The 25,260-nt window shown below is 39.3% G+C and carries 21 protein-coding genes and 1 pseudogene; 2 read left to right on the forward strand and 20 right to left on the reverse strand.

Annotation, left to right across the window (positions count from 1 at the left end):
- Positions 1 to 86: 86 nt before the first annotated feature.
- Both ADJ67_05150 and ADJ67_05155 read right to left on the reverse strand, forming a co-directional pair.
- Positions 87 to 548 (reverse strand): transposase, encoded by a 462-nt coding sequence (locus ADJ67_05150; GenBank protein ID AKT47090.1) that lies wholly within the window; start codon positions 546 to 548, stop codon positions 87 to 89.
- A gap of 213 nt (positions 549 to 761) precedes the next feature.
- Complete coding sequence (locus ADJ67_05155) at positions 762 to 2,255, reverse strand: hypothetical protein (protein AKT47091.1); 1,494 nt, start codon at positions 2,253 to 2,255, stop codon at positions 762 to 764.
- A gap of 231 nt (positions 2,256 to 2,486) precedes the next feature.
- Between ADJ67_05155 and ADJ67_05160 the strand changes: the two genes are divergently transcribed.
- The gene (locus ADJ67_05160) at positions 2,487 to 5,333 is read left to right on the forward strand and encodes a hypothetical protein (protein ID AKT47092.1); all 2,847 of its coding nucleotides are present in this window, start codon (positions 2,487 to 2,489) and stop codon (positions 5,331 to 5,333) included.
- A 60-nt stretch (positions 5,334 to 5,393) separates the two neighbouring features.
- Here ADJ67_05160 and ADJ67_05165 read toward each other — a convergent pair whose 3' ends face one another.
- The 12 genes and pseudogenes from ADJ67_05165 to ADJ67_05220 form a co-directional block, all read right to left on the reverse strand.
- Positions 5,394 to 6,293 carry a hypothetical protein gene (locus tag ADJ67_05165; protein ID AKT47093.1) on the reverse strand — a complete coding sequence of 300 codons (900 nt, stop codon included), beginning with the start codon at positions 6,291 to 6,293 and terminating at the stop codon, positions 5,394 to 5,396.
- Between the two features lie 29 nt (positions 6,294 to 6,322).
- On the reverse strand, positions 6,323 to 6,976 hold the full coding sequence (locus ADJ67_05170; GenBank protein AKT47094.1) for a ribulose-phosphate 3-epimerase: 654 nt from the start codon (positions 6,974 to 6,976) through the stop codon (positions 6,323 to 6,325).
- A 14-nt stretch (positions 6,977 to 6,990) separates the two neighbouring features.
- Positions 6,991 to 7,860, reverse strand: a complete 870-nt coding sequence (locus ADJ67_05175) for a hypothetical protein (GenBank protein AKT47095.1) — start codon at positions 7,858 to 7,860, stop codon at positions 6,991 to 6,993.
- Between the two features lie 219 nt (positions 7,861 to 8,079).
- Positions 8,080 to 9,786: pseudogene (locus tag ADJ67_05180) on the reverse strand (hypothetical protein).
- A complete protein-coding gene (locus tag ADJ67_05185; protein ID AKT47096.1) occupies positions 9,770 to 10,504 on the reverse strand; it encodes a hypothetical protein in 735 nt (244 codons plus the stop codon). The pseudogene ADJ67_05180 and the gene ADJ67_05185 overlap by 17 nt, the downstream one beginning before the upstream one ends.
- Complete coding sequence (locus tag ADJ67_05190) at positions 10,488 to 11,894, reverse strand: hypothetical protein (GenBank protein ID AKT47097.1); 1,407 nt, start codon at positions 11,892 to 11,894, stop codon at positions 10,488 to 10,490. The genes ADJ67_05185 and ADJ67_05190 overlap by 17 nt, the downstream gene beginning before the upstream one ends.
- Entirely contained in the window at positions 11,891 to 12,598 is a 708-nt protein-coding gene (locus ADJ67_05195; GenBank protein AKT47098.1) for a peptidase, read from the reverse strand. The genes ADJ67_05190 and ADJ67_05195 overlap by 4 nt, the downstream gene beginning before the upstream one ends.
- 3 nt (positions 12,599 to 12,601) lie before the next feature.
- Complete coding sequence (locus tag ADJ67_05200; GenBank protein AKT47099.1) at positions 12,602 to 13,543, reverse strand: hypothetical protein; 942 nt, start codon at positions 13,541 to 13,543, stop codon at positions 12,602 to 12,604.
- 5 nt (positions 13,544 to 13,548) lie between these two features.
- Positions 13,549 to 14,025 (reverse strand): peptide deformylase, encoded by a 477-nt coding sequence (locus tag ADJ67_05205; protein ID AKT47100.1) that lies wholly within the window; start codon positions 14,023 to 14,025, stop codon positions 13,549 to 13,551.
- A gap of 8 nt (positions 14,026 to 14,033) precedes the next feature.
- Positions 14,034 to 16,043 (reverse strand): hypothetical protein, encoded by a 2,010-nt coding sequence (locus tag ADJ67_05210; protein ID AKT47101.1) that lies wholly within the window; start codon positions 16,041 to 16,043, stop codon positions 14,034 to 14,036.
- Positions 16,043 to 17,053 carry an asparagine synthase gene (locus tag ADJ67_05215; GenBank protein ID AKT47102.1) on the reverse strand — a complete coding sequence of 337 codons (1,011 nt, stop codon included), beginning with the start codon at positions 17,051 to 17,053 and terminating at the stop codon, positions 16,043 to 16,045. The genes ADJ67_05210 and ADJ67_05215 overlap by 1 nt, the downstream gene beginning before the upstream one ends.
- A gap of 27 nt (positions 17,054 to 17,080) precedes the next feature.
- Positions 17,081 to 17,704 carry a recombinase gene (locus ADJ67_05220; protein ID AKT47685.1) on the reverse strand — a complete coding sequence of 208 codons (624 nt, stop codon included), beginning with the start codon at positions 17,702 to 17,704 and terminating at the stop codon, positions 17,081 to 17,083.
- Between the two features lie 122 nt (positions 17,705 to 17,826).
- On the opposite strand from ADJ67_05220, the gene ADJ67_05225 reads away from it, so the two are divergent.
- On the forward strand, positions 17,827 to 18,777 hold the full coding sequence (locus ADJ67_05225; GenBank protein AKT47103.1) for a hypothetical protein: 951 nt from the start codon (positions 17,827 to 17,829) through the stop codon (positions 18,775 to 18,777).
- 44 nt (positions 18,778 to 18,821) lie between these two features.
- On the opposite strand, the gene ADJ67_05230 is transcribed toward ADJ67_05225, so the two are convergent.
- The 6 genes from ADJ67_05230 to ADJ67_05255 are packed head-to-tail and all read right to left on the reverse strand — an operon-like array spanning position 18,822 to position 25,254.
- Complete coding sequence (locus tag ADJ67_05230) at positions 18,822 to 19,193, reverse strand: membrane protein (protein AKT47104.1); 372 nt, start codon at positions 19,191 to 19,193, stop codon at positions 18,822 to 18,824.
- A gap of 9 nt (positions 19,194 to 19,202) precedes the next feature.
- Positions 19,203 to 20,840: an ABC transporter ATP-binding protein gene (locus tag ADJ67_05235; protein AKT47686.1), complete on the reverse strand. Its 1,638-nt coding sequence runs from the start codon at positions 20,838 to 20,840 to the stop codon at positions 19,203 to 19,205.
- A 12-nt stretch (positions 20,841 to 20,852) separates the two neighbouring features.
- Positions 20,853 to 22,577, reverse strand: a complete 1,725-nt coding sequence (locus ADJ67_05240) for a cysteine ABC transporter ATP-binding protein (protein ID AKT47105.1) — start codon at positions 22,575 to 22,577, stop codon at positions 20,853 to 20,855.
- Positions 22,578 to 22,594: 17 nt separating this feature from the next.
- Complete coding sequence (locus ADJ67_05245; protein ID AKT47106.1) at positions 22,595 to 23,371, reverse strand: iron ABC transporter ATP-binding protein; 777 nt, start codon at positions 23,369 to 23,371, stop codon at positions 22,595 to 22,597.
- Entirely contained in the window at positions 23,361 to 24,359 is a 999-nt protein-coding gene (locus tag ADJ67_05250) for an ABC transporter permease (protein ID AKT47107.1), read from the reverse strand. The genes ADJ67_05245 and ADJ67_05250 overlap by 11 nt, the downstream gene beginning before the upstream one ends.
- 22 nt (positions 24,360 to 24,381) lie before the next feature.
- Entirely contained in the window at positions 24,382 to 25,254 is an 873-nt protein-coding gene (locus ADJ67_05255) for an ABC transporter substrate-binding protein (protein AKT47108.1), read from the reverse strand.
- Positions 25,255 to 25,260: the final 6 nt, after the last annotated feature.

Below are 25,260 nucleotides of genomic sequence, written 5' to 3' on the forward strand. Positions count from 1 at the left end.
CCCTATAAGGGGCTTTTGCCAGCAACATCTCAAGATGTACTGAATTGTTCACCAACCGCACATCTTTTTCTACAAGCCCTAAAGGGCTATTTATTTTTATTTCCTGTGAAAGGATCTATATACTCTTTTAGACTTATCTGGTCCTCTGCTATATCTTCCTGAAGTTGTGTACGTATGTACTCCTCTATTCTTTTCTTATTCTTCCCTACTGTATCAACAAAATAGCCTCGACACCAAAAATGTCTATTCCCATATTTGTATTTTAAATTTGAATGTTTATCGAAAATCATCAATGAACTTTTCCCTTTGAGATATCCAACAATTTGGGACACACTGTATTTTGGTGGTATCTCTACAAGCATATGGATATGATCAGGACAACATTCTGCTTCGATTATGTGTATTCCTTTTCTTTCACAGAGAAGCCTTAATATTTTCCCTATGTCTACTCTTATCTTTCCATAAATCGCTTTTCTTCTGTACTTTGGTGCAAACACTATGTGATACTTACAATTCCACGATGTATGTGATAAACTATTCTTATCCATTTTGGATTACCTCCTTGTTTTGATATGTGGTTGGTGACCATATTTATCTTAACATAGGAGGTCTTTTTTCGCTAAAGCTTCCTAACCTCACCGGCATAGCCGGTGGTTAATTGTTCATCTCACATTCGTTCGATGAACCGCTGCTAAAGCAATACAACTAAAAGGAATTAGGCCTTTGGTCTAATTCCTTTTATCTAATTCCTTTTATATTATTCAAAACATAAATATTGTAATACCTATCAGTATAAAACCAATACACTGTTTTAGATCATGCCGGCTGACAAGCTTAACATAGAAATATTCTGATGACACAATAAAAATGAATGTATAAAGCAAAATCGCTAGCCTGCTATCGCTATACTCAATCTCTAATGTTCCCTTCTGAAATAGACTAAAACTATGATTAACTGTATATGTAAGTTCCCCAATTGCAGATATTAAGTACCCAAGAATACTAGAATAGTGACTGCTAACAAGATATATAAAGAAACTTGTGATTCCTATCGGTACATAAATTGATATAAGTAAGATTACAGGAGGGTTTGCTAAAACTGCTATTAAACTAAACTGACCAAAGCTCACTATATTGTAGGCACAAAGACCAATTGGAAGCACCATTATTTCTAATAACTTTCTATGCCTTGTCCTTCTAATGTGAGGAAATATAAATACAATTATCAATGCGGAAAGAAACGAAAGCTGCAGTCCAATATCAAATATGCTATATGGATTATTTATTAACGAAATCAAAAATGCTATTGAAATTGCAGTCAAAAAATCAAATCGCATCATCAGTTTATCAGCAATAATTTTTAAAAGTATAATTAAAACTGCTCTAATAATAGAAATACTAAACGAGGCCAAAACAATATATATACCAAGCATCAAAATCAGGACGAAATCCACTCTATTTCCTAAATTAAAACGAGTCGTCAGTTTCTTGAAAATCATGTAAATTATACCTATATGAAGGCCACTTACTGCAAGAATATGTGCAGTTCCAGTATCTTGGAACTCCTCGATAACATCGGAGCTGATCAAGTTTTTTTCACCGAATATTATCCCTGAAAAATATCCTCTTGCACTAGGCGAAATCCTTGAAAGAAAAAGGATTTTCTTGCTATTTATAGCTTTGATAATAGTAAAGCGTATTTTCGAAAGTCTAGGTCCTCCATCTTTTAGATTCTTAATCCTTCTGCAAGTTGAGCTATAGTCAATCCCCTTGCCATATAGATATCTACGATAATCTATTCCATTATCTCTAACTTCCTGAACATCTAGCTTAGCTCTAAATTCAATACGTTCTCCGACAAGAGAAAAATTTTGCTTATCCTTGCTTGTAAGCCTGACTTTATATTTATTGTAAGTCATACCGTTAAAAATAATCTCATCAATCTCGCATACATAGACTGGTAATCCAAATTTATCTACACTCTCTGTAGATACGTATCCCCTACATATTGCCTCTTTAGATACAAATGGCATATTCTCGGCATTATAATGTCCCAAAATAGATATTAGCATCCAAATACATCCAGCAATCACAAATAAACAATATCTTATATCTATATCTAAAAACAACTTGTATATAAGCACTAGAATTCCTAAATATACCAGCGTTGAAACAACACCATAATCTATACTGAAGTACATCAAAAGAAGTCCAATCAAAAAATTTAAAATTGCAAACGCTAATTTACGCCTCAAAACACTTCCTCCTCGAGTTTAATATACTTTCTTCCCCATAGATTGACAAGATTGCTAAACTTGTATTTACTTACATATTTTGATTTTCACCATATAATCTATTCAAAAGTTTCATAGTTTCTCTACTCCTTGTAAGTATTCTAATTAACGGCAAATACTATACTTTAAAGTATTGATATGGTATAATTAGGTTTAATCTTTATGTATTTAATAGAAAGGAATTTCTGCAAAATGCAAGCAAATGTAAAGAACGATACTGCAGTAGTTGCAAAGCGACGTAGAAGTGCGACTAAGAAAAGCAAACATCCTAGACTTAAGATTGTTTTGATTGCTCTTCTTATTATATTTGTAATATCAGCACTCGCAGTGTTTGGATATGTATATTCTATAATTTCTAAGGCACCTAAGATTGATCCATCCAAGATTAACTCTCTGCTCTCCGAAAGTACAACAATATACGACGACCAAGGCAAGGAGCTTGATACAGTCTTTGCAAGTAGCAACAGAGAGACTGTCAGCATCAAGAAGATGCCTAAACATCTAACCAATGCATTTATCGCTTTGGAAGATAAATCCTTCCGTAAGCACCATGGCTTTAATGTTATAAGAATGTTTGGTGCTGTCAAAGACTCCATCTTCTCAGGCGGAAAGATAAGCGGAACAAGCACTATTACGCAACAATTAGCTCGTAACATGTACCTTCCAGATCAGCAATTTGACAGAACAATAAGCCGAAAGGTACTTGAGGCATACTATGCAACTAAACTTGAGAAATACCTATCTAAGGATGAGATTTTAGAGGCTTACCTAAACTACATTTATCTAGGATATAGCTCTTATGGTGTTCAGACTGCTTCTAAAGCTTACTTTTCTAAGGATGTTAGTGAACTTACAGTAGCTGAATCAGCTGCACTTGCTGCACTGCCTCAGTCACCTAGTAAGTACGAGCTTGTTCAGTTCATTGAGGGCGGAACAGCAGCAGAATACAAAGGTGTATTATTAGCTGAGACACCAGATGGTGTATATATCTATAACGATATAAGTAAGCCTCGTAGAGAGATATGTCTAAAGCTTATGAAGGAGCAAGGATACATCACCGAGAAGGAGTACAAAGAAGCTATCAACACACCACTAAAGGATATGCTAAAGCCTGATTACAACAAGTTTGATAGTAAATCAGCCTACTTCTCTGATTATGTTATTGACGAAGTAATCACTAAGCTCAAGAAAGAGAAGAACTGGGATTATAGCACAGCTTGGAATGCGGTATATAATGGCGGTCTTAAGATATACTCAACAATGGATTCTCAAGCTCAGAAGACAGTTCTAGAACAGTTTGCAAATAGCAATAACTATCCTAATATCTCCCCTAACTATGATCGCTACGGAAATATAGTTGGAAGAAACGGCCAGGTTGTTCTGTTTGCATACGATAACTACTTTGACGAAAACGGTAACTTTATCCTTCCAACCGGAAATGCCAAAATGCAAAAGGATGGTTCGATGATTATCTACTATGGTAATGATTTGAACATCTATACAACTAAGGTAAATGGCAAAACCGATTATAGCCTTGAGTTTAAGAATATGTATACGACTGATGAATCAGGAGCCCTCTACTCCATTCAGGGTGGATATATAAATATCCCTTCTGAATACAAGTCGGTAGATAAGGATAACAACCTGATTATCTCAGCTAAATTCTTTAAGTCGAATGAATACAAGAATTTCATGACAGTTAATGATGATGGTAGTGTAACTATTCCTCCATCATCCTATTCTCTCAGACCAAAGACAATACAGCCACAGGCTGCAATGACAATAGTCGAAAACAAGACTGGTCATATCAAAGCAATGGTCGGTGGAAGAAATACTACTGGAAGACAGATTCTAAACCGTGCATCTGATGCCCCTCGTCAGCCAGGTTCATCAATAAAGCCTTTGGGTGTTTATGCCCCTGCTCTTCAGCAAAGTGCTGAGGAATATGCAACTGGACGAAAGCATAAGTTCACAGATTTTGGAATCGATAAACAAGGAACTAAACTTTACGGAGACTACCTAACGGCAGGCTCAATTGTAATCGACGAGAAGACAACTATAAATGGTCAGGTATGGCCGCTCAACTTCTCTAGAACATACTCTGGTACCCAGACTATGAGATCTGCCATGGTCAACTCACTTAATACATGTGCAGTTAAGATATGGCTCCAGGTTGGCAAGGACTACTCAGTAGAAATGCTGAAAAAGTTTGGAATTACAACCTTGGTTGAAGAAGGAGATGCAAACGATCTCAACGCTTCAGCTCTAGCTCTAGGCGGTATGACTAAGGGAACAACAACGCTTGAGATGGCAAGTGCATTCAGCACCTTCCCTAACAATGGTGTTAGATATGATACATCATCATTTACAAAGGTTGTAGACAAGCAAGGAAATGTAATCTTAGAGAATAAACCTAAGGAACATAAGGTCCTAGATGAAGGTGTTGCTTGGATTATGGCAGACATGCTCAGCAGCGTTGTAAACAGCGCAGCAGCAAACTACGCACAGATATCTGGGGTATTTGTCGGAGGAAAAACTGGTACAACAGATGATGCATTTGATGACTGGTTCAATGGGTTTACACCTACCTACTCTGCTTCACTTTGGATAGGTAGTGACTACGGCATATCACTTTCTGATCACAGTATCATCGCCACATATATGTGGGGTAATATCATGAGAAACATCAATAAGGTTTATGACGGTTCGAGAGCTGCAAGACCTGCAAATGTTATCTCATATAACGGTGAATACTACATTAATGGAACTCAGAGCGGTGCAAAGAGTGTAAGCGATTTAAAGAGTCGAGAGGTAGAGATTTGTGAAGAATCTGGATATCTAGCAACTCCTGACTGTAAGCACAAAAAAACAAAGACATATGATGCATTTTCTGAGGATCAGATCCCAGAATATTACTGTAACATACATAACAGCAATCCGGAGAAATACCCTATTTCGCCAGAGGAAACCTTGGTAGAGCAAAAGAAGGATTCTAGTACAAGTACACCTTCTTCACCAACTACACCAAGCTCACCATAAATCAAACAAAAGCAAAAGAGAATGCACTTCAAAAGCATTCTCTTTTTTCGTCTATATATTTTATCGGTTTAATATATCATCTGGAATATTTACGGAATACTCCTTGCACCAATCGGAAATACCTGTATCTTTATCAAATTGATATGCTAATCTCTCTTTTGATAGCTGTTTGCCCGTTGCAAGTACACTACACCCTTTTCCCAGCTTCCATAATGCCTTCACATCTTTCAATCTATTGCAGTTGCTTAGCTCTATATATTTTAGCCTTACAAGCTCATCCAGTGATGGAACAAATTCGATTTTTGCACAGTAGCTAAGCTTTATTCGCTCCAGCTTATCTAACTTTGACAGAAAACTAAAATCAATCCAGTTAGAATTATTCTTGATATTAATTTCTCTTAGTTCACTTAGTTTTTCTAGCTCTAAAGCGTCAGATGGCTGACGTCCATATAGACTAAGCTTTTCTATGGGGAGCTCAGAAATATACGTAAAGTTTTTGAGCGTTGTAGAATCCAAATAAAGAGCCTTTAAATTCCCAAGCTTCGGCAATATTTCATGTGAACTCTTGTTTATGGTTCCTTCAAGTCCTAAACCTATAAGTTCATCCTTATGTGCCAGCAGTGGTTTAATATTCTTTTCCACTAGACTTACGGATTTAAGGCATTTTATATACTTTAAATCTTCTAGTTCCTCACCTAAACATCCCTCTATAGGTTCTGAAATGTTTTGTACATACGGAATATGTCTTAGTTGCCCTTTACAGGTCACTCTAAAAGCCACATCTGGACGCTTCCTAAAGAAATCATTTAGCAAATAAAGATCCTTTTCACTTGGGACATACCCACCACATGGTCTAATGCACTCAAGGTCTTTATTAGATATTAGATCTGATATATCTTCATCTGAAATTGGACTTTGAAAGTCACAATATATCACATTTACTTTTTCAAATGCTCCCATCTAAATCTGCCTTCATATATACCTATTAGCTATTCCATTTCTTTTCTGAATTCATCCATTCTAGCAGGGATATCTTTTGCTCCAAATACTGCAGATCCTGCAACGAGTATATCTGCACCAGCCTCAATTAGTTTCTTAGCGTTTTTCGTACTAACTCCACCATCTACTTCGATTTTGAAGTTAAAGTCCTTCTCTGCCCTTATTTTAGCTAGTCTTTCAATCTTATCAAGTGAAGCTTCAATGAATTTCTGCCCACCGAAGCCCGGCTCTACTGACATAATGAGAACAAGGTCCACATCTGAAAGTACCTCCTCAATCATGCAGAGAGAAGTTGCTGGATTAAGCGCTACTCCGGCCTTAACTCCAAGACTCTTGATATTCTGAAGGCTTCTATAAAGATGTACACAAGCCTCCTGATGAACAACTATGTATTCAGTCTTATCTGTAACGAAATCTGCAACATAATCATCCGCATTTTCTATCATGAGATGAACATCATACTTTACTGTATCGCAATTGTTTAGCGATTTCATAACAGAAGCCCCATAGCTTATATTAGGTACAAAATGTCCATCCATTACATCTATGTGAAGGTAATCTGCACCGTGCTTGCTAACCAATTCAGCCTGCTCGCCAAGCCTAGCAAAATCTGCAGATAATAGGGATGGTGCCAATTCTTTCATTTCGTTCTCCTTAATTAAAATCTCTTATTTCTTTTTATTTCATCTATCATGCTAAGATATGAATTATATCTTGTTCTTGCGATTTCTCCACTTTCGACAGCGCTCTTTATCTCGCATTCAGGCTCATTTATATGCCTGCAATTATCAAATCTACATCCACGGCTTTTATCTACAAACTCTGGGAATAATGATGAAAGTCTAGCTTCCTCCACTCCTTCGGTGTAGAGCGATGTAAATCCAGGTGTATCGTATATATACCCGCCTTGACATGAAAAAATCTCTATATGCCTAGTCGTATGCTTGCCTCGCCTAGTCTTATCACTTATATCTCCAGTCTCCATCAAAGCGCAAGGCGAAATGAGGTTTGTAATAGTCGACTTACCTACACCAGATGGACCCATAAGAGCTGTCTTCTTGTCTTTTAGAGAAGCCTTAAGATCATCTACGCCTTCCCCTGTTCTTCCGTTTACAACAAAACACCTATATATCGGTTTGTAGGTTGAAAGAATTTGCTCAAGTAGCCCCTTTTTATCAAGGTCTGGCTTGGTTATGCAAAGCATAGGTTCTATTGAATTCATCTCAGCATTTACAAGCATCTTGTCGATTATCTCAAAGCTTGGCGCAGGCTCTGAAAGAGCTGTCACCACGATGATTTGGTCCACATTTGCTATAGCAGGTCTGATGAAGTAGTTTTTTCGTGGATAGATTTTCTCTATTAGAGAGTCACTTTCTCCATCCTTTGATACATTAAGCTCCACCTCATCGCCTACCATTAGTGTGTTCTTTGATTTCTTGAAAAGACCCCTGCCCTTTGCTCTATATACACCGTCTTCAGTCTTCACAAAGTAGAAGCCTCCGATGCCTTTGACAACAAGTCCTCTCATATTTTACTCACCTGACTTAGCAATCCAGATATCAACTGTTGAACCTGTCTGATATTCTGAGTTTGCTGCTGGATACTGCTTAAATACAGTTCCTGCTGTGAATCCATTGTTTTCTTCTTCTGTTACTCTTCCGACACTAAAACCTAGAGACTGCAGTGCAGATTCTGCCTGGTCATATGTCATTCCATTTAGATTTGGAACAGTTGCCTTTGACTTAGCCTTACTGATAACGATATCTACTGAAGTCTTCTTCTCTGCTGTTGTTCCAGCATCAGGAGACTGCTTTATAATTGTTCCTGGAGTCTCGTAGCTTTCTTCGTAGCTAACCTTTCCGAGCTTGTAGCCATACTTTGATAGTATATCGCTTACATCGCTTTCTGATGTAAATGTAGTTCCTACTAGCTTTGGAATTACAGCATCCTTCTTTCCCTTACTGATATTAACCGTGATTATATCACCCTTATCTACCTTGGTTTTAGCTGATGGATACTGGCTTGCGATTAGACCTTCTGCTACTGAATCACTGTCGACTTCATCACCCTTTGATATCTGAAGTCCCATTTCTGATAGCAAAGTCTTTGCTTCCTTATATGAAAGTCCCTTTAGATCAGGAACCTTAAGCTCTGTATTGCCTGCACTTAGGATAACCCTAACAGTTCTACCCTTCTTAACCTTGGAGTTCTTTGATGGAGTCTGTGAAACAATCTTGCCTTTTTCTATCTTCTGGCTTGCTATTGGTTCGTCTGCCTTCTCTATCTTAAGCCCCTTTGCCTCAAGAACTTCCTTTGCTTCGCTATAGCTCATTCCCTTTACATCAGGAACTGTAACTTCCTTACCGCCTCCACCTATAATGCCAGAAACATATAGGATTCCAAAGAGTGCTAGTATAACAGCAGCTGCAACGCCTATAATAATTGCTCTCTTTTTCTTCTTTTTGTCATCTGACTTTGCCTTAGGTTTTCTTGGATTTGCTGGTGCTATAACCATTTCCTGCTCCCTATCTTCTCTTCTGCTGCTCATAACAGGTGCCACAAGGTTTTCATCTCGTCTAGGCTTGTTATCTGTTTCTCCAGCAAATACTCTATCGCCTACCATCTGAGTTACAAACTCAACGTTCTTTAGCGCTTCGAGCATCTCATCAGCAGACTTATATCTCTCTGTCTGGTACTTATCTGTAGCCTTGAGCACAACCTTGTCTAGTGCAGGTGGAATTCCTGGAACTAGTTTAGCTGGTGAAGGTACATCCTCGTTTATGTGTTTTAGCGCGACCTCTACAGGAGTTTCTCCATCAAAAGGAACTCGTCCTGTAAGCATCTCAAACATAACAATACCGAGCGAATAAATATCTGAACGCTCATCTACATAAGCACCTCTTGCCTGTTCAGGTGAGAAGTAGTGAACTGAACCGATAATCTTGCTCGTATCTGCTACCATGGTTGCTTTGCTAACCGCTCTTGCTATACCAAAGTCAGTCAGCTTTGCTACACCATCTGATGTAATCATAATGTTATGTGGCTTTACATCTCTATGTATAATCTGATGCTTATGCGCAATTGCTAGAGCTGAAGCCACCTGCTTTGCAATATCTATAGTCGTCTTGTAGTCTAAGTGTCCATTTTCCTTTATAAAATCCGAAAGTGGTCTTCCGTCTACTAGTTCCATTACTATAAAGTTAATATTTCCTGTTCTACCTACATCATAGATTGAAACGATATTAGGGTGCTGAAGGCCAGCTGCCGCCTGTGATTCACGCTTAAAACTATCTAGGAACTGCTCATCCTGAGTAAATTCCGGTCTCAAAATTTTGATAGCTACGTATCTGTTTAGCAATCTATCCTTAGCTTTATATACGACGGCCATTCCGCCTTCGCCGATTTTTTCAATTAATTCGTATCTTCCCGCCAACAACTTACTCATCGAAATCATCCTCCGTAAATTCTATGCATATAACAGTTATGTTATCATTTCCACCGTGTTCATTAGCAGCATCAACTAGAAGTCTGCAAGTTTCTGTCATGGATTCTCCCCTAGCAAGAATCTCCTCCATCTGCTCATCGCCTAGTTCGCCACTTAGGCCGTCACTGCAAAGGATTATCTTATCTCCCTTGCTTATCTTTATTCGAGATATATCTGGCTCGATTTCGGCTTCTGCGCCGACAGCCTTTGTTATCTTGTAACGCTCTTCATGCACCTCAGCTTCTTCCCTAGTTATTATTCCAAGTTTAACTAAGGTATTCACATATGTATGATCTTCTGTTAACTGCCTTAGGTAGCCTTGCTCATATATATATGCTCGACTATCACCGACATTTAGTATATATAGCCACGAATCCTTGAGGTAACCGATTACAGTTGTTGTCGCCATACCGTTGTTTTCTGCATACTTTTGCGATAGGTCATAAACCTTGCTATTAGCCTGAACTATAGCTTTTAGCAGAAAATCTACCGGATCCATGCTCTCTATGTCATTTTCTTTTACGAAGTTCGCTATCTGATTTGCTGCAGTCCTGCTGGCAATTTCTCCTGAGTTATTTCCACCAACTCCATCTGCCACAACAAAGACCCTGTCGTTTTTCATTACAAAGAATGCGTCTTCATTATTAAATCTGCGTCGACCTTTATCGGTCCTAAACCCCACATCCATTAGGGCATCTCCCTTCTATCTTTTTTAATTTGTTCATATAAAATCCGTCATATCCATTATCAAATGGTGACAACTTCACTTCTTTTTCTGAGATAAACTCCTCATGCCTCTCTAAAAAATCCTTAACCATAAGTTCATTTTCTCTAGGATTTATAGTGCATGTACTATATATGAGTCTCCCTCCTGGCTTTAGATAGCTTGAACCTGTCTCAAGAATACCTGTCTGAATTTCTACTAATTCATCAAAATCAAATTCGTCTCGATACTTCATTTCGGGCTTTCTTCTGATGACTCCAAGCCCGCTACAAGGAACATCTGCAAGAACTAAATCTGCCTTTCCAACTAGCGCATCTATCTGCTCTACCGCATTCTGACATCTAACCTCTATGTTTTCTAGTCCAAGTCTCCTAGCTGTTGCTTCTATCAAAGCCGCCCTATGCTCATAAAGTTCAAGTGCTACAACCTTACCGCCTGCGATGCCTGGCTCTGTCTCGGTCAGAGGCTCCGTCGAAGTGCTTGGCTTCTTGCATGGCTCTGTCTCGGTCAGAGGCTCCGTCGAAGTGCTTGGCTTTAGCATTTGTTCGGCCATTGCGGCGGCCTTGCCGCCCGGAGCTGCGCAAAGGTCGATAACCAGCTCCGTGGATTTTGCGTCCGCAAAATCCGCAATGGCACACGACTCCTCGCTCTGAATCGAAAATAGCCCTTCTTTATATTCAATCGCTTCGGTAAGGGCTCCGCCCTTCACTAGCAAGACCCTGTCGCTCAGCTTTGAACCTTCAATTTCAAAGCCATTTGCTCTAAGCCTATCAGCTAGCTCCTTTACTGAAATTTTCGCTACATTTACCCTGATGCTCAGAGGTGGCCTATGACCTGCGTGCTCTAGAAGCACCTTAGCATGTTCAAATCCAAGCATGCTCACAAGTTCCTCTACAAGCTTTAGCTGGCATGAATATCGAATACTAAGGTACTCAAGCTGTCCCTTTACATCAATCTCAGATGCACTGTCCATATTTCTAATAAAATTTCTTAGCACCCCGTTGATGAATCCGTCCGTGCCCCTAGCAAACCTACGAGCTAGCGCAACAGATTCATTCACTGCTGCGTAGTTTGGAACCGAGTTCATAAAGAGAATCTGGTAAACACCCATACGCAGTATTATGAGAGCTTGAAGCTTAGTCTTAGCTGCACCTTTTTTGATGAATTTATCTAGGATATAGTCCAGGCATATTTTGTTTTCGGTCACTCCATAAACTATTTCCCTTATGAAGCCCTTGTTTGAAAGCTCATCACTTGCTAGCATTTTAGAAAGTTCAAGGTTCGAATAAGAACCATCTCTTTCGATTGCTAAAAGCGCCTTAAATGCTGCTTCCCTATCTAAATCTATCTTCAATTTCGCCTTCCTCTGATAGCGAGTACTCTGATTAGGTTTGCTGCTGCAACAGCAGTAGCGGCAACATATGTCATAGCTGCTGCCCTTAGAACCCTCTTTGCACCCTGATATTCATTCTCATCTACAAGCCCTAGCTCTTGAATATTTGCAAGCGCTCTTGAGCTGGCATTGAACTCAACTGGAAGCGTGATAATGTGGAATGCAAGTACAAGTACAAATGCAACTACACCGATGTTGAAAATCGTATCTCCAATATAGCCCATATTACCTGCACCCTGAGCTCCTAGGAATAAACCTATAATAATCAGAATCCATGAAGTGTGAGATGCGAAATTCGCAGCTGGAACTATTGCATTTCTTGCCGTTATAGCCTTGTATCCGTATGCATGCTGAAGTGCGTGGCCAGCCTCGTGACAGGCAACTGCAACCGCACCGATTGTAGTCTTATCATATACTGAATCTGATAGATTTAGCGTGTTAGTTCTAGGATCAAAGTTATCAGTTAGGTTCCCTGGAATATGATTAATTCCAACATTTGTTAGTCCATTTGCTCTAAGCATTCTCTGTGCAGCCTCTGCACCTGTCATGTTTCGACTGTTTCTTATATATGAGAATTTCGCAAATGTATTCTTTACTCCTGCCGATGCTATCATAGAAAATATTATAGCAGGTATAAGTATTATTATCGTGCTGTCCCAATACATAAATTACCTCCCAAGTATGGTTCCAATCTCTAACTTATTTCCTCTGAGATAGTCTCCAGATTTCATACTTTTCTTTCCTGGCGCCTGTAGCTCCTTAATTCTTAAAATTCCTTCACGACAGATAACGTCTATGCCATCATTATTTGCAGCTATGACCTCCGCAGGGGATTTACCCTTAACTAGCTCCTCATCATCTAAAACCTCTACAGCCTTAATTTTAATCTTAAGCTCTCCTAGTTCAAAATATATGCCAGGCCAAGGTGTAAATGCCCTAAGCTTTCTCTCTATCTCATCTGCGCTTTCATCTATGAAGCTTACCCTGCCTTCATCTTTTTTGATGATTCCGGTGTGTGTGACCTTTGATTCATCCTGAACCTCTGCACGTGCCTTACCACTTTCTATCTCGTCCATGGTCTCCAGCAGAAGCTTTGCTCCAAGCTCTGCGAGTCTTTCACTAAGCTTTGGATAATCAGATCCTGCAATTTCTAACGATGCCTGAGAGTACATATCTCCCGTATCTAAACCTTCTGCCATCTTCATTATAGTGACACCTGCATGTGTTTCACCTGTCAAAATTGCGTGTTGAATTGGAGATGCACCTCTGAATTTAGGGAGTAGCGACGCATGAACGTTAATACATCCAAACCTTGGTAAATCTAAAAGTTCTTTTGGAAGTATCTTGCCGTACGCTGCCACAATAATCATATCTGGATTTATCTCTCTTAGAGTATCCATGAGCTTCTCATTTTGCTTAATCCTCTCAGGTTGCATTACCGGAAGATTTTCGGCAAGGGCAATCTCCTTGATTATAGGCATGGTCATCTTTCCTCTATTTCCTGCTCTATCTGGCTGTGAAATTACAAGACAAACCTCATGCTTTGATTTTGCAAGTGCTCTTAAGGAAGGTGCTGCAAATTCTGGTGTACCCATAAAAACTATCTTCATAAATCTTATTCCTCGTCACTTTGTGGTTCTGCAGATCTGATATCATGTGCTTTATCTGTATATAGAACGCCGTTTAGGTGATCGTTCTCGTGACACATAACTCTAGCATCAAAACCTTCAAACTCGTAATCTTGCTCAACTCCATCTCTATCCAGAGCTCTAATCTTGATTTTCTGAGGTCTTTCCACTATTCCTATAAGGCCTGGGACCGAAAGACATCCCTCATATTCCTCTTCACTTCCCTCTTCAAAATAAATCTCAGGATTAATCATATAATAAACTCTACCTGGCTCAGGCTCAGCTACAAACATTCTTCTCATGACGCCTACCTGAGGTGCAGCAAGACCAACACCTAGCTCCTCTCTCATTGTGTCGACCATATCATCAAGTGTTTCTCTTATTCTATCTGTAATTTCGCTGACTTCTCTACATCTCTTTGATAAAATCTCGTCGCCTCTAACAACAACCTTTCTCAGTGCCATCTTTCCTCCTAAAATCCACTGTACGGATTAACATCTATTACAAAGCTTAGCTTGGTCTTAGATGTAACATATTCTCCATATTTGCTTATATAATATATATACTTATTTCTACTGCCCTTAGAAGCCTTAATTAGGATTGAGTATCTAAATACATCCTTCTCCTTTGATATTTGGTGGCTTCCCTTAGGCCCAAATATCTCATTTTCACTTTTGTCTATTTCCTTCTTGCTAAGATAATCCTTGCATTCTAGAGCAAGCTTTTCGGCTTCTGACTCATTTTCCCCTATAAACTGTACCTGTATAAGGTCGCTGAAAGGAGGATACTTCATTAACTTTCTAAAGCCTATCTCTTCAGCAAAGAAACCCTCATAGTCATATTTGGATGCTGCAGTTATCGCTAGGCTTTCTGGGTTATATGTTTGAATTATAACCTCACCCTTCTTTAATCCTCTGCCCGCACGTCCTGCAACCTGCGTAATCAGCTGAAATGTTCTTTCCGCCGACCTATAGTCAGGTATATTGAGAGTAGTATCAGCAGATACTACACATGCAAGCCCTACATTCCTAAAATCCAGTCCCTTTGCAACAAGCTGGGTTCCAACCAAAATCTTAGTCTTTCCCGACGCAAATCTATTAAGTATCGCCGAAACCTCCCTGCTATTTTTGGCAGTATCAAGGTCAAAACGCTCTGTCTCGTAGTCCTTAAACTCTTTCTTGACGAATTCCTCGACTTGCTCAGTTCCAACGCCTATGAACTTAATAAACTTACTCGAGCACTCTGGACATTCCTTAGGTATATCAAAATGCCTTCCGCAGTAGTGACAAACTGCTGCATTCTCTTTTTTGTGATATGTTAGACTTATGCCGCAGTCTGGACACATCAAAGTGTTTCCGCAGTCTTTACAGCTTATGCTGCTCGAATATCCACGCCTGTTAAGAAAGAGTATTACCTGCTGTCCGCTCTCAAGATGTTTCTCCATGCTTTGATAAAGCTTATCACTGAATATACTGCGATTTCCTTTTCTCAGCTCCTGTCTCATATCGACTATGGACATTTCTGGAAGTTCAACTGCATTGTATCTCGTATTCATCTCAATGAGCTTATATATACCTTCCTTAGCCCTTTGGTACGATACCACTGAAGGTGTTGCACTTCCTAGCAAAAGCACTCCGCTATAGTGCATTAGGCGCTTAAAAGCTATATCTACAGTCTCATACTTAGGCGTCATATCAGACTTATATGTCGACTCGTGTTCCTCATCTAATATTATAAGCCCAATGTTTTCGAGTGGTGCAAAGACCGCCATTCTCGCTCCAATTACAATCTTAGCTTCTCCACTCCTTACCCTGCTCCACTCATCAAAACGCTCCCTACCTGTGAGGTGGCTATGAAGTATCGCACAGCTTTCCTTTCCGAATCTTCCTATGAACCTTTCGGTAATCTGCTTTGTCAAAGCTATCTCAGGTAACAGCATTATAACCGTCTTTCCCTTAGATATAGCCCTTGCAGCAGCCTGCATATAAACCTCAGTCTTACCGCTTCCTGTAACACCCTTGAGAAGAAAGTTCGTCTGTAATCCTGAATCTATAGCTGCGTTTATCTCTTCGCATGCTGCTTTCTGCTCATCAGTAAGATTATCTATATCCTGTCTCTCGCCCTCTGTATCGCTTAGTGGATTCTTCTCCTTGCCTTTCTTTGCTGCTTTTCCTCTTGGAATAAAGCAGTTCACTGCATCAAGGTATTTGATACCATATCTCTGTCTCATCCAGATAGCAGTTTCAATCATCTCTTCAGACAAAGATATATCATCTTCAGTCTCGCTAATCTCCTTAAGCTTAGACTCATCGAGATCACAGTCATCCATGATTTCAAAGACAAAGCCTCGCCTCTTGGTATCTCCTTTGCTAAAAGGAACCTTTACGACCTGACCAATCCTAATGTCATCAGCGCATCTATATGTGTAGAGCCTATCGGTATGTCTGCTCCTATTTTCTATAACAAGCTTCGCATATTTCATTACAACAAGAATATATTTGCCTTACGACATTCCTCATCCATTTCCTTTGGCCAAACGCTTACCTGAACCTCTCCAATGTGAGCCTTGCGAAGGAAGAACATGCAGAGTCTGCTCTGTCCAATTCCTCCGCCTATAGAAAGCGGTAATTCACCATTTAGGACAGCACTCTGAAACGATAGGTTCTTTCTGTCCTCTGCTCCTGCAAGCTTAAGCTGTCTTTCCATAGCATCACTATCTACTCTTATTCCCATTGAAGTTATCTCAAATGCGATATCTAATACATCGTTCCAGAGAAGTATGTCTCCGTTCAGCTCCCAATCATCGTAGTCAGGAGATCTTCCATCGTGCTTTTCTCCAGATTTAAGAGTTCCACCTATCTTCTCTATAAAAACTGCTCCATGAGCCTTGGTTATCAGGTTTTCTCTTTCCTTTGGTGTCTTATCAGGATATAGATCCTCTAGCTCCTGAGATGTTATAAAATAAATCTCATTAGGGAGCTCTGTCTGTATATCTCTGTAAAGTCTATTTACATAGTCACCTAAGTTCTTCACCGCATTATATATGGTCGTTACAGTCTCATGGAGGTACTCTGTGGTTCTCTGCTCCTTAGTAATAACCTTCTCCCAGTCCCACTGGTCAACGTAAAGTGAGTGAATATTATCCAGCTCTTCATCACGTCTTATAGCGTTCATGTCTGTATAGATTCCGTGACCTGGCTTAATTCCGTATTTACCTAGAGCCATTCTCTTCCACTTTGCAAGTGACTGTACGATTTCTACGGTCTTCTCGTCCATGTCTAGGATGGTAAAGCTTACTCTTCTTTCCACACCGTTTAAGTTATCGTTAAGACCTGTTTCTGGTGCAACAAAAAGTGGTGCTGAAACTCTTCTTAGGTTTAGACCATAAGCTAGTTCCTGCTGAAAATAGTCCTTTATCTTCTTTATTGCGCGCTGCGTTTCCATTGGCGGAATAGTAGGCGCATAGTTCTTTGGTTTAATCAATTTTGACATATATCTATACCCTTTCAAATTGTTTGTCTATCTCTTAGAAAATTTACATCCACAGTAGTTCTGTCTATATAGATGGTGTTCCTTGGAAAGTTGAATACTTCTCTGAAATCCCGCCTTCTTTTTAAAATCCATATCTAAGAATGAAACTCCATACTTCTTCTCGCAATCCCTACCTATCTCAGCTATCAAAGCATAATTCTTATGTGGGCTTACAGTCAAAGTGCTAGCAAAGAAATCAAAGTCATATTCCTTAGCAATTCTTGCTGTCTCCTCAAGTCTCTGCCTAAAGCAAACTGTGCATCTTGCTCCGCCTTCTGGTTCGGACTCTAGACCAGTTACTAGCTCAAGATATTCCTCAGGTTTATATGCACCCTCAATATATCTTACTCTCTGATCCTCATCTAAATCCTTATTGAACTCATCTATAAAGCGAATTTGCTCATGCTTACGCTTCTCATACTCGTCATTTTCTGTAATGCATGGATTATAGTAAAAAACTGTTATTCTATAGTCACCAAACAGCCTCTCAATTACTGCCGTACTGCAAGGTCCACAGCAACTATGTAGTAAAACCTTTGGCTTGATATTTTCTTTGCCGAGCTTGACTATTTCTCCGCAAAGCTCATCATTCTTACAACAGCAGTTATCCATACTTTCCTGCCTGCATTTATTCTTATTCATTGCCAATCTTCCTGATAAATTTGTCTTCACATTTCAGTCAATGTATATTAGTATATTATAGCATATAGATAGCTCAAATAAAAGGATTAACCATGAACAGCTACACCCCAAATAATGTTGATTTTACACGTTCTTCTGACAATTTCTCAGAAGGCCTATTGAGAATAAACACACTTAATCAAGCGCTAAAAAAGGAGTTTGGAGAAAAAGTCGTCAAGCTTTCGATTGACGCCGGTTTTACATGCCCAAATAGAGACGGAAGCAAGGGCTTTGGTGGTTGTACTTTTTGTTCGTCAAGTGGTAGCGGAGATAACGCATCAAACATAGATGAACAGATAAATTTGCTATCCGAAAAATGGCCAAACGCAAAGTATATAGCCTATTTCCAAAACTATTCAGGAACCTACGCTCCTGTGTCAAAACTTCGAGAGCTTTATTATGGTGCTTTAGATGACCCTCGCATATTGGGTCTTGCAATTGCAACGAGGAGCGACTGCATAGATGATGATTGCCTTGCTCTTTTAGACGAGATAAACAAGAAGCATTTTCTCTGGGTTGAACTAGGACTACAAACCATACACGAAGATAGTGCAAGAAATCTTAATCTCTGCCACAGCTTGCATGACTATAACGATACGATCTCAAAGTTAAATGCACTTAATATAAGGACTGTTACTCATCTTATTTTAGGACTCCCAGGTGAATCAAAGCAAGATATGAAAATGAGTGTAAAACACGCAGTAAAGAGCAATACATGGGGTCTTAAGCTACATCTTCTTAATATGATTTCTGGAACTAAACTAGCTAAAGAATACCCTGATTATATTCCATTTGAATCAATGGACGAATATGCAGAGCTCGTTTGCGACTTGCTAGAAATAATCCCTTATAAGATCGTTATGCATAGGCTTTCCGCAGATTCTAAAGCCGAGACTTTAATAGCGCCAAAATGGGCATATCGCAAAAGACTTGTCCTAAACACCATAAATCAAAAATTGAGGGAAAGAGATTCCTGGCAAGGAAAATTCTCAGATAAAAAATAGACAGGCAAGTGAAGTGCGCTTGCCCGTCTGTTTTGATATAAATGCTATTCTATTGTCTTAACCCTAAATGCGAAGTAAAGCATATGTCCAAGCCATACTATTGCTAAAACAATCCTTCCGACTGGAACTGCGTGCATCATGTAAAAGCCAAAGCCCATAAGAAGCGTTATAATAACCATGATTCTTATCTTTGTAGCCTTTGTCATACCACGTTTTTCCACGAATGACTCTAGATTATTCTTATATAGCTTTGTTGACTTAAACCAGCTATTTAGTCTCTCTGAACTTGCCGTAAAGCAAACCATTGTCAGCATCAAAAATGGAAATGTCGGTAGAAACGGTAAAACAGCACCTATTGCACCTATTCCAAGGCTAATACATCCAACTATAATGAGGAATATCTTTTTTATAGTCATTTTATCCTCCTAGCTTACTCTGCCATTATCAATTTTATAAATTCTATCTGCTATCTTCATCGTTGATTCTCTGTGTGATACAAGCACTACACTTTTGCCGTTCGCCTCATTTTTGAGCACCTTGAGTATGGCACCTTCGTTTAGGCTATCTAGATTTGATGTAGGCTCATCCATAAGAATGAGCGGTGAATCATGAAGGAATGCTCTTGCCACACCTAGTCTCTGACGCTCTCCACCAGATAGTGTTTCTCCTAGCTCTCCTACCTCTGAATCGTATCCATTTGGTAAAGTCATGATAAAGTCGTGAACTGATGCCTTCTTGCAGGCTTCGATAACTTCTTCACGCGTAGCATCAAGCTTTGCAATCTTAATATTGTTTTCTATCGTATCCCTAAATAGCTCTGTTTCCTGAGTTACAAAGCTTTCAAGTTCTCTTAAGTTTGATGTATTAATCTTGTCAATATCCCTATCTGAAATATAGATATGTCCGCTATCTACCTTCCAAAATCTCATTAGAAGCTTGAGTAATGTTGATTTACCACTACCGCTCTTACCTATGATTCCTAGGATTTCATTCTTCTTGATTTCGACATTGATGCCTTCAAGAATCATATTCTCCTGATCATTTTCCGTGTATGAGAAATTCAAATTTTCAACCCTTGCCCCAGTAAAATCAACACTTTCATTTCCGGCAATGTCCTCTACCACAGGTTTCTCATCTAAGATACCAAACACTCTTCTTGCTGAAGCTAAAGTATTGTTTAGAGAGCTTCCTAGGTTTGCTAAGGCGATTACTGGTCCAAATGATGAAAACATGGCAAATACAGGTATTACAACTCCTTCGAGGTTCCCTGTACCCTTGCTTAGGTAGCTTGCAATAAACAGCATTCCAAAGTCAAAGAACATTATAACTCCACTTGTGAGAGCTATATTCGCTCCAAGATTTGCTTTGAGCTTTTTCTCTGTTTCACTTAGCTGAAGTGATTTCTCAGCCATTTGCTCAATGCGCTCATCACCGTAAGAAAACTGGATTATTTCCTTTAATCCTCTAAGGTTATCAAGCATATTACTACTCATATCTCCAGATTTTTCTCTCATCTCATCGCCTATACCAGCGCTGAGCTTTGACATAATCACTGGAATTACAAGACCTACACATATATAAGCCACTGCAGCCCATAGTCCTAGAATCCATCCGTAGCTTCCAATGAAAGCAATCATTATAATCGAAAAAATTGTCGCTATCGCAACTGGTGAAATGGTATGTGCAAAGAACACCTCTAGAAGCTCGATATCAGCTGTAATAATTGAAATTAGATTTCCTTTTCCGTGACCGTCAAGCTTTGCTGGGCAAAGTCTTCTAAGTGCTACAAATACCTTATCTCTAATTATAGCTAGTATCTTAAAAGCAATGTAGTGATTGCATGTCTGCTCTCCATATCTGAGAAAACCTCTAGCGAGCGCTGAAACACCCATGATTATGAATATAAAAGTCAAACCATCTATATCACCATTTACAAAACTAACTATTCCAAATCCTCCAAGGATGGTAATAAATGCCGCAGCAAGATGACCAAGAGTTCCTAGGAATATTCCTAAAAGCATCACATACTTGAGGGGATTTATCATTTTAAGCAGTCTTATCATTACTTTCATATCCTACACCCCTCTCATATTTTCTAAGCTTTGCTGAGTTTCCCACAGAGTGCTATATGTCCCATGCATAGCTAAGAGCTCTTCGTGAGTTCCCTCTTCCTTTAGCTGGCCCTTCTCCAAGACAAATATCTTATCTGAACTTACGACATTTGCAAGCCTATGAGAAATCATCAAAACGCCTTTGTGCTTTGCAAGCTCCTTGATTTGCTCTAGAATAACTTCTTCACTTTCCACATCGATATTCGATGTCGATTCATCAAAGATATAGAACCTGCTGTCATGCAGAAGACCTCTTGCTAGGGCAAGTCTCTGCTTCTGTCCTCCTGAAAGGTTTCCACCAGCCTCTGCAATTTCAAAATCAAGACCATTGTCAGCCTCAAAGAAATCAGCTAGATTGGTCTTTTTAAGCACATCCCAAAGTTCTTTATCCTTGGCATCTGCTTTAGCCATCAAAAGATTATCCCTAACCGATCCCTTAAATATATAACTGCTATGGCTAATATATGTAATGTTTTCCATTACAGATTTCTCGGAAATCTCATTGAAATCTACTTCTCCAACGAATATCTTACCGCTATAGTTCTTGCTCCTCTTCATGAGAAGTGAAGCCATAGTAGACTTTCCGCTTCCGCTTGCGCCTACGAGTGAAACCATCCCTTGCTCTAATAACTCGATTGAAATATCGTTAAGAACATTGTGGCTTTCGTCATATGCAAAACTTAGATTCTCCACCTTGATTGATCCTTTTCCCGGAAGGCTCATTGTTTTTTCCTCTGGAACTTCTAGGTCTAAAATCTTGAAAATCTTATCTATCGCCGCCATACCGTTCATTGCAATGTGGAAGAAGCTTCCAAGCTGTCTCATAGGAATAAAGAAATCAGCAGAAAGAAGTATTATTGCTATAGCCTGATCAAGCCTTATGTTTCCTGCGACAAACTGTTTAACGGTCAGTATTATTCCAAGTGCTGCTCCGCCATATGCAACAATATCCATAATAGTTATAGAGTTAAGCTGCATTGTGAGGACCTTCATTGTAATCTTTCTGAATTCCTCAGCCTCCTCGTTCATCTTCTTGTTTTTGTATTCATCGGCTTGATAAATCTTAAGCGTAGTAAGCCCCTGGAGATTCTCTAAAAATGTATCTCCAAGACCTGTATATTTTCCCCAATACTTTGCTAAAAGTTTCTTTGCAAAGGTTTGAACCGCTGCAATTGAAATTGGAATTAGCGGAACGCAAAGAAGCAGAACTATCGCAGGTGTAAAGCTCATAAATACTATTACAGCAAACAGCGTGAGCGGTGCAAGCAGCGAATAAAACAGCTGTGGCAGATATAGACCAAAATAAGTCTCGATCTGCTCGACACCTTCTACTGAAACCTGAACAACCTCAGATGTTCTCACTTTCTCGTTGTAGCTGCTTCCAAGTGTAAGCATTTTCTCCATTATCTTGTGTCTAAGAACCTGCTTTACCTTCTTTGATGAAAGATAGCTCATTTTACTTGATGCTACATTACAAATCACCCTAGTCAGTACAGCAATTGCAAGAATTACTATTAGTCTAACCAGCTTCACATCCGTAACATTTCCGTAATATGTATCGCTGATAAAACCGGATATTAAAAATATCGCAACTATATTGGCAATCAGGTTTATCCACTGAAAGAATATATTTCCGTATATATATTTCTTCCCATCAGATAAGAGCCTGACAAGTCTCTTATTAATCATAAACTATTTTTCCTTTACTAAGCCATATACACAAACGGCTTTCCCTTGACCTCTACTATATCTAATTCCACACCATATAGTTCCTTCAGAAGCGCCTCATTTATAACGCTTTCCGGTGCTCCTTGCGCTATTGACTTACCAGCCTTTAAAGCTATTACCTCCGTGCTATATCTCATCGCCTGATTCATGTCGTGTAATACCATAATTATAGATATACCGTGCTCTTTGTTCAGACTTTCTATCAATTTCAACACCTCAATCTGATGCTTTATATCTAGAAAAGTTGTTGGCTCATCAAGAAGTAAGGTGTCTGTATCCTGCGCTAAAGACATAGCTATCCATGCGCGCTGTCTCTGTCCTCCAGAAAGCTGAGATAATAACTCTCCCTTTATGTCATACACTCCCGTAACAGACATGGCCCAATTTATTTTGTCCTCATCCTCATCCCTCTTTGATGGAATATATAAATTTTCATATGGAACCCTGCCGTAGCCAACTAGCTTTTCCACTGTTACATCAAAGGGAATCGTATTTTGTTGATGCACTATCGCAAGTTTTTTAGCAAGCTCTCTGAGCTTTATCTTTGATAAATCTTCACCTAGGAACTTAATTTCACCGCTATCGTATCTAAGATTCTTGGTCATCAAATTGAAAAGTGTTGACTTTCCACATCCATTTGCCCCAATTATCGTTGTTACTCCACCCGGCTTAATCGTCAAAGATAGATCGTCTATAACCTTGTCCTTATCATAGCTGAAAGACAGGTTCTTTATCTCAAATAGATTATCTGCCATATGTTTTTCCTGTCCTCCTCAGTAAGATAATAAAGAATGGTCCGCCAACAACTGACATTATTATGCCAGGACTTATTTCATATGGTGGTACCAAAGCCCTTCCGAGCGTATCTGCAAGAAGCAGACAAAATGCACCTAGTATAGCACTATACGGTATCAAGACCTTGTGATCTCCACCAACAAGAAGCCTTGCTATGTGAGGAACTATTAATCCCAAAAAGCTAATAGGCCCCATGATTGCCGTACTTATTGAAACAAGCAAAACTGCTATAGCAGAAATTCCTATTCTCATCCTGCCTACATTAATACCTAGTGACCTTACTGTTTTATCATCAAGTCCAAGAAGATTGCACGGCTTTGAAAGTATAAGCGCTATGATAAGCCCAGGCACTGCATAGATTACTAGCGTTCTAAAATCTGTCCATGTCTTCATGCTTATATTTGCAGTAGCAAGGCTAGCTGTTGAAGAATAACTTCCACCAGTCATAGAATTTATTGCACTTATCATGCCCATAAACATAGCATTTATAGCTATTCCAACAAGGATAAGTCTTAGAGGCGAAAGGTCATTTCCTGCCCACGATAGCATATATATCAAAATGCAGGCAAACACTCCACCACAAAAAGCTAGACCTGGAATAAAGAAGTATAGCTGTGGAAAGAATGCAGTTATTACCACAGCAACAAAGCTTGCACCTGAACTAATTCCAAGTATTCCTGGATCTGCTAATGGATTTTTCATAACTGCCTGAAGCATCACGCCTGAAACAGCAACAGCTGCCCCACCTACCATTGCAATGAGTATCCTTGGAAATCTAAGATCATATATGGTTGCTACATTCTCATTGTATGCAACAAAGAGTCCTCGCATTAATGCCCTAAAGCCTACTCTAAGGCTTCCCGTATTTACAGCCCAGTAGAATATGCATAAAAGTGCTAGTGCTGTAATTACAAAGGCTAAAAGCTTTCTTGTTCTGCTAATTACCATAAGGTCTCCTACTTCCTATCGCCTACTCATAAAGCAGCTTCTTAAGCTCCTCTAAAGCATCCCTATAGTTGAAATTTGCGCTCATATTAAATAGCGTATTGTCAAGGTCATATACCTTGCCGTTTTGCACAGCATCAAAATGCTTCCAGATATCATTCTCTGCGAATTCCTTTGCAAACATGTTTTTTACATCATCAGGCATCGCGTGAGAAGCCCTAAGTATTATATCTGGGTTCTTAGTCTTCATATCCTCAGTATTCACCGTGAGAAAATCCTTAGAATCATCATTATACACGTTTTCTCCACCAGCAAGCTCTACGAGGCTTCCTACATAGCTTTTGTTTGTTGCGATAACATATGAGCCAGGTAGTCCCATCAAAACTAGAACCTTAGGGCGTTTCTTACCCTCTACACTGCTATTAAATTTCTTCATGTACTGCTTATGCTCATCTATCAAAGCCTTTGCTTCCTTCTCTCTACCAAACTCATCTCCGAGTTTTTTGATAGACTCAAACATACCATCTACACTGCTTAAATTTATAAACTCATATTTTAGTTCAGCGTTTTTATACTTCTTTTCAAGCTCGTTCTTAAGGCTTACTGGAGAAAGAACACAATCTGGATTAAGTGACTTAATCTTCTCGATATCAGGTGACATAGGACTTCCAATCCTTGGAAGATCCTTGTATTCATCTGCCATGGTAAAGTCCGATTCTGGAACAGCAATAAGCTTTATATTAAGCTTGTTACATATCTGAACAGTTGCCGGCGACGTAGCTATTACTTTCTTATTTTCTCCACTATCTTCCTTTTTCCCCGCGTGTTGATCAACGCATGAACAAAGGGAGAAAGCAATAATTAGTGTACAAATTAAAGCAAATATTCTCTTATGCATTACTCT

The organism is Eubacterium sulci ATCC 35585 (assembly GCA_001189495.1).
Classification (GTDB): Bacteria; Bacillota; Clostridia; order Peptostreptococcales; family Anaerovoracaceae; genus Eubacterium_B; species Eubacterium_B sulci.

Bases quoted from the DNA above. Each gene is read 5' to 3' on its own strand.
- ADJ67_05165 (AKT47093.1), bottom strand. From the start codon at position 6,293: ATGGGAGCATTTGAAAAAGTAAATGTGATATATTGTGACTTTCAAAGT.
- ADJ67_05225 (AKT47103.1), top strand. From the start codon at position 17,827: ATGAACAGCTACACCCCAAATAATGTTGATTTTACACGTTCTTCTGAC.
- ADJ67_05220 (AKT47685.1), bottom strand. From the start codon at position 17,704: ATGGATAACTGCTGTTGTAAGAATGATGAGCTTTGCGGAGAAATAGTC.
- ADJ67_05195 (AKT47098.1), bottom strand. From the start codon at position 12,598: ATGTATTGGGACAGCACGATAATAATACTTATACCTGCTATAATATTT.
- ADJ67_05185 (AKT47096.1), bottom strand. From the start codon at position 10,504: ATGGATGTGGGGTTTAGGACCGATAAAGGTCGACGCAGATTTAATAAT.
- ADJ67_05205 (AKT47100.1), bottom strand. From the start codon at position 14,025: ATGGCACTGAGAAAGGTTGTTGTTAGAGGCGACGAGATTTTATCAAAG.
- ADJ67_05215 (AKT47102.1), bottom strand. From the start codon at position 17,053: ATGTCAAAATTGATTAAACCAAAGAACTATGCGCCTACTATTCCGCCA.
- ADJ67_05175 (AKT47095.1), bottom strand. From the start codon at position 7,860: ATGAGAGGACTTGTTGTCAAAGGCATCGGAGGCTTCTACTTTGTGAAG.
- ADJ67_05235 (AKT47686.1), bottom strand. From the start codon at position 20,840: ATGATAAGACTGCTTAAAATGATAAATCCCCTCAAGTATGTGATGCTT.
- ADJ67_05230 (AKT47104.1), bottom strand. From the start codon at position 19,193: ATGACTATAAAAAAGATATTCCTCATTATAGTTGGATGTATTAGCCTT.
- ADJ67_05210 (AKT47101.1), bottom strand. From the start codon at position 16,043: ATGAAATATGCGAAGCTTGTTATAGAAAATAGGAGCAGACATACCGAT.
- ADJ67_05245 (AKT47106.1), bottom strand. From the start codon at position 23,371: ATGGCAGATAATCTATTTGAGATAAAGAACCTGTCTTTCAGCTATGAT.
- ADJ67_05255 (AKT47108.1), bottom strand. From the start codon at position 25,254: ATGCATAAGAGAATATTTGCTTTAATTTGTACACTAATTATTGCTTTC.
- ADJ67_05150 (AKT47090.1), bottom strand. From the start codon at position 548: ATGGATAAGAATAGTTTATCACATACATCGTGGAATTGTAAGTATCAC.
- ADJ67_05250 (AKT47107.1), bottom strand. From the start codon at position 24,359: ATGGTAATTAGCAGAACAAGAAAGCTTTTAGCCTTTGTAATTACAGCA.
- ADJ67_05240 (AKT47105.1), bottom strand. From the start codon at position 22,577: ATGATTAATAAGAGACTTGTCAGGCTCTTATCTGATGGGAAGAAATAT.
- ADJ67_05160 (AKT47092.1), top strand. From the start codon at position 2,487: ATGCAAGCAAATGTAAAGAACGATACTGCAGTAGTTGCAAAGCGACGT.
- ADJ67_05200 (AKT47099.1), bottom strand. From the start codon at position 13,543: ATGAAGATAGTTTTTATGGGTACACCAGAATTTGCAGCACCTTCCTTA.
- ADJ67_05170 (AKT47094.1), bottom strand. From the start codon at position 6,976: ATGAAAGAATTGGCACCATCCCTATTATCTGCAGATTTTGCTAGGCTT.